The sequence below is a fragment of the Treponema berlinense genome, from assembly GCF_900167025.1.
GTDB lineage: Bacteria > Spirochaetota > Spirochaetia > Treponematales > Treponemataceae > Treponema_D > Treponema_D berlinense.
On record NZ_FUXC01000021.1, the window covers coordinates 1 to 9,944 of the forward strand.

The following is a 9,944-nucleotide window of genomic DNA, read 5'->3' on the forward strand; positions in this document are numbered from 1 at the left end:
ACTTAATTTCATAAGTCCTTTTCCCCAGGTCGATACCTACAAATCTCTTCTGTTCCATTTTTTACCCCTTATATGATAAAATGGAATCAGGAGTAAACGCTGGTAGTGGTATACCGTGCTCCTATCCGAGGTCGTGGGGAATGCCCCCACGCCTCATTATGGCGTACGGCGGTCGGCTTTGATTAATCTTAAACCCGAAGTAAGCGGCTGCCATTCACGCAGTGGCTTCTTCACCAGTAGTTAGAACCTTCCGCCGGCTCTCTGATTCCGTCAAACCAGAGTACCACTTTTTCCCAGCCTTTTATATCATGCCATCTTAAACGGTGGCGGGCTTGACCCGACATCCGATTTGAAGCGCATGTTATGTGTTTATTATTTTATTGAGAAAATTGGATATTTTTTTTCATATTCATTCATATTTGAAATGTATTTTCCAAATATCTCACTAATCTCAACAGTAATTCTATCTCTTTCTTTTAACTCTTCATTATGTTCGAAAGGATAAGCTTTTCCATTTACATAGGCACTGTAAGTAATCAAATTTAATGACTTTCTCTCGTCATTATTTATTTCCATTCTAATTTTAAACTTTGATAACTCTATGTTTTGATAATGAGTGTTATAAAAATATCTATCTATTCTTGATAACAAATCTCGATTATATTTTACATAAAAATCCAAGTTGTCATTATTGTTTTTCCCTTCGATTATTAATAAATCTTTTGAAAAATCTAAATTTGTGCCGTCTCTTATTATTGGAACTTTTATATCAAACGACAATGAAGTTGAATAATTATATTCAATTATATGCTCATTAGAAAAACCATTTAAGCAATTTCTTAAAAATGAGATATCATTTTCATCCTGTAGACTTTCTACAATTATATTTACATTTGTATAAATTACTTCGTTTCTAGAAGCCAATACATCTTGCAAATCTCTTGTAAAAATACTGATTTTAATTTCACCGCCACAACCAAGAAATAGAAAACATAGAAGAAAAAGTAATGTGATACCGTATATTCTTTTTTTCATTTGTCACCTCTACAATTCTATGTTTTCGGATTCCACAGTTTGCATTTCTTTCATAATAGATTTTGAATAATAAGTTACTCCAACCCATTCTCCAAGCTTTGCACCAAAACCATTAATTTTATTATTTACAGAAAGTGTAACCACTAAATCTGTAAACAACAGCCATTCATAGCCAAATTTCGTGTTTTCATCTTTATCGATATCAAAATATAATGAACCGTATTTGGATATTAATTTATCACTAAGTGCATCAAACTGGGTTTGTGTTATATCGTCATAAATAACACGAACCCAATACAATTTATTATTATAAAAACGGAAAATTCTTCGTACTGATCCAGAGTATGCAGAATAACATTCTTCTCCGCTCATGCAATCTGCATCCCATTCTTTTGAAAGATTGCTATACTTTGTGCGGACTTTTTCAATAGTTGTTCCCCATTCTAAATCTTCATAACCATCTATATATTTCCTTTCAGAACTTTCCTGAGCAAATATAAAAAATGGTATTAAACATAATAGCAAACAAATACAAAATTTTTTCATAATTCTTCCTCCTGCGCCCCAGTGCGGGCGTCCACATAACAATGAGTTAAACCGCACGCGGCTTGACCGCGTGTCGGCTTTGAACTTCTTGTTATACGATTTTTACTAAAATATATTTATTCTATATTGTTCTAATAATTTTAATCATTAATTCCTATTTTACTCATCTTATTATAATGCTCTTCATAACCAGCAAGAATAAATACTTCATGAAAAGCTTCTTGAAAAGAATCATAATCAAATTCTTTCATATCATATATATTTACATTATCCGAATGCGATTCCCGATTTATGTATCTATAAAATGCTTGATAGTTTATATTATCTTTAAATTCCTTTTTCTGAAAAACTCCACTCAATGCATTATTCTCAATAAACCCAAAGAAATAATCAATTATATTTCTCATACAGTTTGCTATCAAAGCCGGTTTGCTGTTCTTGTCATTTACAACAGACCAATACATCTGATAATCGTTTTGGATTTCACTGTATTTCATTGTAGTAATAGAGCTACCCTTTGTAGATTTTATAATTCTAAATAAATTAAATTCTTTTTTATGTTCTTTTTCTTGTTCTTCATCTTTAAGTCTTTTAATATCTCGATAGGGTGCTTTCGCTAATTCATAGAAAAAATATAAATTATGAGTCAAGACAAAAATTTGTTCATAAACCTTTGATGAAGTGAAGAATTCTGATTTTATTAATGTTCCTATATTGAAGACGTAAATATGAGATAAACTTGAAATAGGATCATCAATAACAACAATTTTCTTTTTATCAGCTGTCTTAGAATCATCTTTACCTCTACATTCTTCGATGAAATAAAGGAAACTGATAATCATTTTTTCACCTTCACTTAAAGATTCAAAAATATTATCCTCACTTTCTTCAGAACGAACAAGTTTGTATTCAGCTTTATCTTTATCATATTTTTCGATTTTAAAGCTGTCGATTCCTAACTCAATAAGACGATTGTTTATGCTTATTACGGCTTCGTCAATATTTGATACCAACTTTGACTGTTCAGTTATTATATTGACTTGTTTGTCTATTTCCATTTTAATTCGTAAAATTTCAGAATCAAAATTTTTCTGTTCTTTATCAAATGAAGATTCTTCTTCTTGATAATTTGTGATAATCACATCATATTTTAATCTAATATTTTCCCAAAAAAGTTTTTTTAATTCTTTTAAAGTTAAATCTTTTTGGTCTATTTTTTTGTTGAAATCATTTATCTTATCATTTGCTAATTTTATAATTTCATTTAATGAAGTTAATTCCGTAATAAGTGGATTAAGAGTTATTTGTTTGCTAGGGGTAGAAATTTTATCTTTTATAATGTCTAAATTTCTATTTAGACTTGATTTCAACTTTTCAAACGCTGACTCATATTTTGATGAAAATTCTTTTAATAAATTATTCTGTTCAAAAGAAGTATCGATAGAAATACTATCTATCTGTCTTCTGTAATTGTCATAAATATGTTGAAGTTTCAATTTATCTTGTTCATAAGATTTATTAAAACAAGATTTTAACTCATCTAAAAGATGTTGTTTATCAATTTTTTGCTGACAGAACGGGCATTGTGCAGGCTCAGTTTGTTTCTCGACATATTTTAATCCAGAATTTACCCAGTCGCTATTTTGAAGTTTATCAAGCAAAGTTGAAAATGTTGAGTTTTTACTACCTGTAATTTCTTTTTTTAATAAAACAATTTCATCTTCAGTTAAATTATAAATTTGAACATTGCTTATGTTTTCTATGTTTGTAGCATTTTTATCAAGAAGAACCTGTAGTTCTTCTTTTATATCTTCGATAGTTTTCAAAAGAGGAGTTGTGCTTTTTGAAATCCCAAGCACATGGTTAAAAAGTGCTTCTTTATCACTCTTTAACCCTTTAAAAAATTGGTCTGTAGCTCTTTCTCCGCCAGTATAGTCAGTTTTTATTTTCCAAATAGAATCAACAATTTTTAGTTTTTTACTTTCGAATGATTTCCGAGATTTTTCTTTATTTTCCTCGTTCTCAGTTTTTAATTTTTCTAATTTCTCTTTTTCTTGATTTGCAAGATCTATCTTCTTTTTCGCATCAGCATTTTCTTTTGATAAAGAAAATATACCTTTTAATGTAGGGTTTTCATAAAAAGCCTCATTAACCCATTTTTGATTATAAACAAGTATTTTTTCATCTAAAGAGAGTTCTGATTTATTTTCCGCATTGTCGGTTTCAATGGAACAATTTGCAAATTTTTCATCTGCATATCCAATTTTTCGCAGTTATTCAGAAAATGTACTTTTGCCGCTTCCATTTAACCCATATATTAAGTTGATTTTTTTATCTGTTTCTAATGTTGCCAACTCTTTATAACTGGCACACTTTAAGTTTACTTTTCTTATCATTTTTCCTTCCTAAACACCAATATATACTGATGGATTTGATTTGCGACAAAAGAAAATGGATAGCCATAAGGAAATAGTTTTGCAGAGTTGTCAGCCCATATTCTTAGGCCTTTATAATTCAAATTCGGAATTTCATTAAGTTTTTCAATTATATCAGCATGTAATAAATTCAATTCTTTTTTATTTGGTTGCAAATCTTTGATGAATATCACTATATAACCATGCTTTTTTATATATGGAAAAACAAGCTCTACCGATTGTTTTAGTGAGTCAAAAAAAACTGTTTGATTTAGATTGCCAAAATCTCTTTCATCATTCGTAAAAGGTGTTGCCTTATTTCCGTAAACAGCGATATCTCCGCCAGTTTTCTCTTTGCTCATCATATTTGCATAAGGTGGATCAATCAAAACAAGACTTATTTTTTCATCTCTCAAAAGAGAGTTCATTTCCTTTTCATTATTAAGAATTTCCAAACAATCACCACATTTTGTTGAAAAAATATCAACACCAATTTCTTTAGCAGCATTTTTGTACGCTTCAATGTATTTTTCATTTAAATCAATTCCTATTGCTTTTCGATTACAAAGTCCTGCCCCAAGCAGAGAGCCTCCTACACCCATAAAATAATCAAAAACTAATTCGTTTTCCTTTGTAAAGAATTCGATTATTTCTTTCATTAACTGCGGTGGCTTTGGAGAAGGATGAATTTTTCTAATATCATGTGCGTAAGAATCTTTCCCATTAGTAGTGTAAAAAGTTGAAAAAACAGATGTTGTAAAATTAAGCCAATCTCCACCTGAAAGATTATTTAATGGATTATTTATTTGATATTTTTCACCATCTGGAAAAATTATCATTTGCTTAGAATCCCCAAAAATACGAGCAGAATCTATTTTTTTTAGAACCCAAGCAGGCAGATTTAAGCTAACAGCAGATTCATAAACTTCTGAAAAAGGAACAGCATTTTTATACTGCTCACGAGCAATCTTATTTTTCTCCTTATAAGAATTGAGAGTAGACTTAACCTGTTTTTCTATTTTCTCGATTTCAGAATCAACATCTTCAACTCCATACTTCAGAAGTTCAGATTCTATCTTCTCCAAATCAAGAAAACTCTTTTTTGCGTCCATTTTAATTCCAATAATCAAGAAGATTTGAAATTGCTCTTTTGAATAGCTTTGGAGCTTTTATTCCAAGAACAAGTTTACCTTTTTCATTGAGCAAGAAACCTACTTCAATTTCAGCAATTTGTTCGTTATTGCTTCCATAGAGTACAACGGTACGAATAATTTTATATTCTGGATAATATGGTTTCAAATAGCGTTCATCAAAAATATCGTAATTGTTCAGTTCATCTATACCATTTTGCTTGAACTCATATTTTTTTCCTTCTATTGTGATAACTTCAGTTTCTGCAATATCAAGAAGCACTAAATCTGGAATAAAGATAATCTGATTCTTATCGCCAGCTTTATAAGCTTCTCTGTCTGCATATTTTTCAAGAGCAAGATGTTGTCCATCTTTTGTCACAAAATAGCCTTTTTCACACCCTGCATGATTTTCAAAGATTGAATAACTTTCTGTGAAATTTTCGACAACAAGGTGAATGAAAATTGTACCGAGTTTTTCTCCTTTTGTTTCATAATGCCAATAATCTTCTGGCAAGGTTGCTTTCGGAAGCGTTAATCCTTCCAGTTCAATTCCAAGAACATTCGCAATCTGTACAAATTTATTTGTTTTGCCGACATGCTTTTGTTGTAATCCATGCATAATGATTTCAATTTTACCTTTGAAACCAAGTTTACGGATAACGGCAGAGATAATGCTTAATGCACCAATATTCGGATCATGTGAAAGACCTCCACTTTTGAAAAGTCTACCTGAAACTTGAATCCAATCATCGTCTGCGATATTTATTGCAATCGGAATGTTACCGGCAGGAGCAGGGCGCATATTTGCTTTAGCAATTCTCAATTCTTCAATAGATGTAAAAGGTTTAAAGATTTTCGGGTCAAGTTTCTTTCCCAAAATCTCAACGCCGAGAGTCAGAAGCATTCTAGTTCCAAAGATGTAAGTTTCAGTTGGCTTTTCTTTTTGACCGACTTGCAAAGCGTAAAGCATTATGAGTTTTGTCTTAGGATAATAATTTTGGATAAAAACAAATTTTGAGCAACGCTGATAAACTCCAGTATTACGGCTTTCTTTGTCATCAGTTTTTGTTTCTTCGATAGCATAAAGGGGAGTATCTTTTACTGTCGGCAAATTATCTTGATAGAAAACAAGGAAATCCGTAAAACTTGAACTTCCCGAAACAGTTTTTATAAAAATCTTATCAACTTTTGCACATTTGAAACCAATAACTTCATAGGTAAAAGAGAAAGTCTTATCTTTGTTCAATATAGGAATGATACGAATTGAATCACCAAAGAAACCGCAATTCTGGTCTTTTGCGAAATACTCAAAAATCATTTTCAAGACCTCTTTTTTAGGTCTTTCCTCTGTTAAAATCCAAAGATTCATATTACACCTCTCTTTTCAAAATATATAATTGTTCGTATACAGTTTTCTTTGTTCTGGCAAGGCCGTTATTATTACTTTTGAAACGAGCATACTCAAATTGCTCTAGTTTTACAGTACCGTACTGATTTAATGTTTCAATTATTCTATCCGAGGGCATTATACCTTCGGAGTTATAACTTAAAACGAGATTTTTATATTTCGCATTTTTTGCGATTTTGTCTAAATCTTCCAATGCAGTATTTGGATTACAAAATCTTGATTTTTGGTTAGCATAGTCTCTCATACCTGTAACACCACGCAATTCCGGTGCATCATATTTCGCAATTGTTTCTAAAATATGATAATTCGGAGCATACTGTCGTTCATTATATGGCGGGTCAAGATATAGAATATCAACATCAATTTTATCAAGAAGATTCATACTGTCATCATTGTAAACAATATTTTCTTGATTATTATTTAGTATTTGAATTGTACGCATTGTTAATGGTTTTAATGCTCTTGGATCCCAAGATTTATGAAAAGCTGCATAAACCCCTGCAACATTAGAATAAAATCCAATTGTTTCAATAAGGCAAGCAAGTAAAATGAAATATTCATTTTCAGAAATTAAACTTTTATTTTTCCAGTCTTCTATTTTGAGTCGGATAGCATCAATTCTTTTGCCGTTTTCATCAATAAAATACATTCTTTGCCTGGGAAGGTTCTCTGTCCCAGTTGGAGTGTAATTCTTATAAATAAAGCCTTCTACACCCTTTATAGAATTTAAATAGCTGACAACAGTTTCAAGAGGAGATGCAAATAAATTGTCAAATTCATTTTTGGGAATTATCTCTATTAACTTATCAAATTTTGGAGATTCGTTATTTTCAATATATGCTTTTTGCAAACAATACGAAAGGTATAAAATATCTGATGAAAAAATTTGATAGTTTTTTTCCTTAAAAAACTTGCTTACATTTGCTGTTCCAGAAAAAAAATCAAAAAAAGTTTTCCCTGAAATATTATTTTCTTTGAGAATAGAATATATTTTATCTAAGATGTTTTCCTTGTTTCCAATATATCGCATTTTTTTCCAACTTATGCAAACAATAGATTTTCTTGTGAAATTTGTGGAACATAGTTTGTAACTAAAACCTCAATAGTTGCATTTGGATTTCGGTCGATTGTATGATAATTTGAATTTGAATAATTTTTTGCGAGATATGAAACATAATAATTGTTTCTTGTTATCCAATCTTTCAAAATCAAATTCTCCTTTCCCTTGTGCTCAATTACATTTGAAAGGGCAAAACAAATATTTCTTTTGTCCAAGTCATCAAGAATATTCAAAAGTTTTTCTTCTTCGACTTCATTCCAACCAGTGAAACCTCGTTTACCGTCGTTATAAGTTCCTGTAGTGATTAAATACGGAGGGTCACAATATACGAAATCATTTGAAGAAAGAATTGAAAAATCGAATTCATCAAAATTAAATGAAGTAAAGTCAACAGAGTTCTTATTAAGGGCATTTAAAAAATCAAGCAAATTATTCTTCATGTGTTCGTTAAAGCAACTCCTTTCTTTTCCAAATGGATTATTAAACTCATGAGAATTATTAAATCTAATCTGGTGATTAAAAGAGTAAGCTACCAAAACAAACAAATCTAACGGATTTTTTTCTGAATTATAAAGCTTTCTTAATTCTAGATAGCCATCTTTATTTGTAAGAGAAAGGTTAAACTGATTTATACGGTTGTCAATATGATTGAGTATCTCTTCTTTGCTTAAAGAGTCAAACTCTCTATATAATTCTATAAGATAGGAAAGATTATCATTGAAAATTGTTTTTTTCGCAGGTACATTTATACCGACATTGCAACCACCGCAAAATAAATCAACAAAAGTATTTATCTTATCAGGAAAAAGTGGCAAAAGTTGAGGCAACAATTTATATTTGCCACCTATGTAATTCATAGGTGAAGAAATTATTCTATTCATATCCTAAAAGCCATCCTTACTGTACAATAAAAATTATGTTACCATTTTAATATACACAAGGTGTCAAATAATGACACTCTGATTATTTTTTTCACCTTCACCATTAACTTCCATAATATCCCCAATCTCACAATTCAAGGCGATGCATATTTTTCTTAGGCTCTCCATAGAAACATCTTCGCCTTTGCCCATCTTGGCAACGATGTTGCTTGTAATTTTTGCCAGCCTTATAAGGTCGCTCTTGTTCATGTCGCGGTCTATGAGGATTTTCCAAAGTTTTTTGTAACTTGCACTCATCGAAACTATAATATCATAAATTCCTTAAATCTTCAATAAAATCTCACGAAATCGGGAGAAAAGCGAGAAAAATGTTTCCTAAGGCAAAAGCCAAAATTCTCACTGAGAATTTTTTTAAAATCAGTGAGAATTTTTTAAAACTCACTGACTTTTTGACCAGAACTCACTGAGAATTTTACGGCACTATCCTTAAAATTTTCGCAAAAAGACTTGCCGATTGGCACATGAATTTATTATCTTTTAAGGCGTATCTTTCGGCCGAAGATATGGGCTCCGTCGGAGTTCCCAGAGAAAAAAATCGCTAGCGGAGGTGCTTATACGGTACTTCAAAAGTAGTTTAATCATGGAGGGTACATTATATGATGTATTCTGTAACAAAAAGACAGAACCCACTCAACAGAGAAGCGGATTCTAAGTATTATGCGTCGGCTGAGTACGGTGAGGAAATCGATGTCAATGCATTGGCTAAGGAAATTTCCAAGTCCTGCACGCTGACCCCGGCAGATATTGTAGCAGTTATCGAGAGTTTCTTGGATAAGATGCCGCAGTACCTGAAAAGTTCTAACCGCATCAGACTGAACAAGTTTGGAATATTTAAGCTTTCATTCAGTTCGATAGGGCATGAGAAGGCAGAGGACGTGAGTTCGAACGATATTAAGAACCTGCGTGTCCTTTTTACCCCAAGTGCCGAGCTTAAAAAAGAGCTGTCTGATGTGAGCTACACAAGGAAGTAGGTACAGCTTCTTGCGGTAGCGTAAAAACAATTTGTACGCAAATATCAGTCTCGCAGAGACTTAAAACTGCGACATAAAATTAATTCATTATTAATTCACGGCTGCCAATCTGGTTGCAAACAGATGAAAGGATACAATAAAAGTGCAGTCGAAAAATACCTAAAATTTTACGAAAATAAAGAGAGGTATTTCGAATGCAAAGGTACAGCAAAGAATTCAGGGAAGAAGCAATTTCGCTTTCAGATGAGATTGGACCAAAGAAGGCAGCACAGCAGCTGGGCATAAACTACGCAACCATAATTGACTGGAGAAAGAAAAGAAAAACAAAAGAAAAGAAAGAAAAATCAACAGAAGAACCAAAAACTGTCGAGGAACTGCAGAAAGAAATTGCAGAATTGAAAAAAGCCAATGACATACTGAAGGATGCCCTCGGTTT

11 protein-coding genes are annotated in these 9,944 nt (G+C 31.5%); 2 read left to right on the forward strand and 9 right to left on the reverse strand.

Going from position 1 to position 9,944, the window contains the following annotated elements; all coding sequences use genetic code 11:
• Positions 1-372 precede the first annotated feature (372 nt).
• The 9 genes from B5D47_RS11000 to B5D47_RS11035 form a co-directional block, all read right to left on the reverse strand.
• Positions 373-1,035, reverse strand: coding sequence for a DUF7424 family protein (locus B5D47_RS11000; RefSeq protein ID WP_078931883.1), 663 nt, complete (start codon positions 1,033-1,035; stop codon positions 373-375).
• Positions 1,036-1,044: 9 nt separating this feature from the next.
• Positions 1,045-1,581 (reverse strand): hypothetical protein, encoded by a 537-nt coding sequence (locus tag B5D47_RS11005; RefSeq protein WP_078931884.1) that lies wholly within the window; start codon positions 1,579-1,581, stop codon positions 1,045-1,047.
• A 140-nt stretch (positions 1,582-1,721) separates the two neighbouring features.
• Positions 1,722-3,854: an AAA family ATPase gene (locus B5D47_RS11010; protein WP_078931885.1), complete on the reverse strand. Its 2,133-nt coding sequence runs from the start codon at positions 3,852-3,854 to the stop codon at positions 1,722-1,724.
• A complete protein-coding gene (locus B5D47_RS11355) occupies positions 3,855-3,977 on the reverse strand; it encodes an AAA family ATPase (RefSeq protein WP_143592706.1) in 123 nt (40 codons plus the stop codon).
• A complete protein-coding gene (locus B5D47_RS11015) occupies positions 3,974-5,107 on the reverse strand; it encodes a DNA methyltransferase (protein WP_078931892.1) in 1,134 nt (377 codons plus the stop codon). Before B5D47_RS11015 ends, B5D47_RS11355 begins: the two co-directional genes overlap by 4 nt.
• Before the next feature lies 1 nt (position 5,108).
• Positions 5,109-6,497, reverse strand: coding sequence for a hypothetical protein (locus B5D47_RS11020; RefSeq protein WP_078931886.1), 1,389 nt, complete (start codon positions 6,495-6,497; stop codon positions 5,109-5,111).
• A gap of 1 nt (position 6,498) precedes the next feature.
• On the reverse strand, positions 6,499-7,566 hold the full coding sequence (locus tag B5D47_RS11025; protein ID WP_078931887.1) for a DNA adenine methylase: 1,068 nt from the start codon (positions 7,564-7,566) through the stop codon (positions 6,499-6,501).
• An 11-nt stretch (positions 7,567-7,577) separates the two neighbouring features.
• Positions 7,578-8,477, reverse strand: a complete 900-nt coding sequence (locus B5D47_RS11030; protein WP_078931888.1) for a Dam family site-specific DNA-(adenine-N6)-methyltransferase — start codon at positions 8,475-8,477, stop codon at positions 7,578-7,580.
• Positions 8,478-8,540: 63 nt separating this feature from the next.
• Entirely contained in the window at positions 8,541-8,774 is a 234-nt protein-coding gene (locus B5D47_RS11035) for a helix-turn-helix domain-containing protein (RefSeq protein WP_078931889.1), read from the reverse strand.
• A gap of 359 nt (positions 8,775-9,133) precedes the next feature.
• Here B5D47_RS11035 and B5D47_RS11040 point away from each other — a divergent pair, with 359 nt between their 5' ends.
• Positions 9,134-9,508 (forward strand): HU family DNA-binding protein, encoded by a 375-nt coding sequence (locus B5D47_RS11040; RefSeq protein WP_078931890.1) that lies wholly within the window; start codon positions 9,134-9,136, stop codon positions 9,506-9,508.
• A gap of 194 nt (positions 9,509-9,702) precedes the next feature.
• A partial coding sequence (locus B5D47_RS11045; protein WP_078931891.1) for a transposase occupies positions 9,703-9,944 on the forward strand: 242 nt, incomplete at its 3' end.

Excerpts from the sequence above, each read along its gene's own strand:
- B5D47_RS11000 (WP_078931883.1), bottom strand. The coding sequence starts at position 1,035 with ATGAAAAAAAGAATATACGGTATCACATTACTTTTTCTTCTATGTTTT.
- B5D47_RS11005 (WP_078931884.1), bottom strand. The coding sequence starts at position 1,581 with ATGAAAAAATTTTGTATTTGTTTGCTATTATGTTTAATACCATTTTTT.
- B5D47_RS11355 (WP_143592706.1), bottom strand. The coding sequence starts at position 3,977 with ATGATAAGAAAAGTAAACTTAAAGTGTGCCAGTTATAAAGAGTTGGCA.
- B5D47_RS11015 (WP_078931892.1), bottom strand. The coding sequence starts at position 5,107 with ATGGACGCAAAAAAGAGTTTTCTTGATTTGGAGAAGATAGAATCTGAA.
- B5D47_RS11020 (WP_078931886.1), bottom strand. The coding sequence starts at position 6,497 with ATGAATCTTTGGATTTTAACAGAGGAAAGACCTAAAAAAGAGGTCTTG.
- B5D47_RS11025 (WP_078931887.1), bottom strand. The coding sequence starts at position 7,566 with ATGCGATATATTGGAAACAAGGAAAACATCTTAGATAAAATATATTCT.
- B5D47_RS11030 (WP_078931888.1), bottom strand. The coding sequence starts at position 8,477 with ATGAATAGAATAATTTCTTCACCTATGAATTACATAGGTGGCAAATAT.
- B5D47_RS11035 (WP_078931889.1), bottom strand. The coding sequence starts at position 8,774 with ATGAGTGCAAGTTACAAAAAACTTTGGAAAATCCTCATAGACCGCGAC.
- B5D47_RS11040 (WP_078931890.1), top strand. The coding sequence starts at position 9,134 with ATGATGTATTCTGTAACAAAAAGACAGAACCCACTCAACAGAGAAGCG.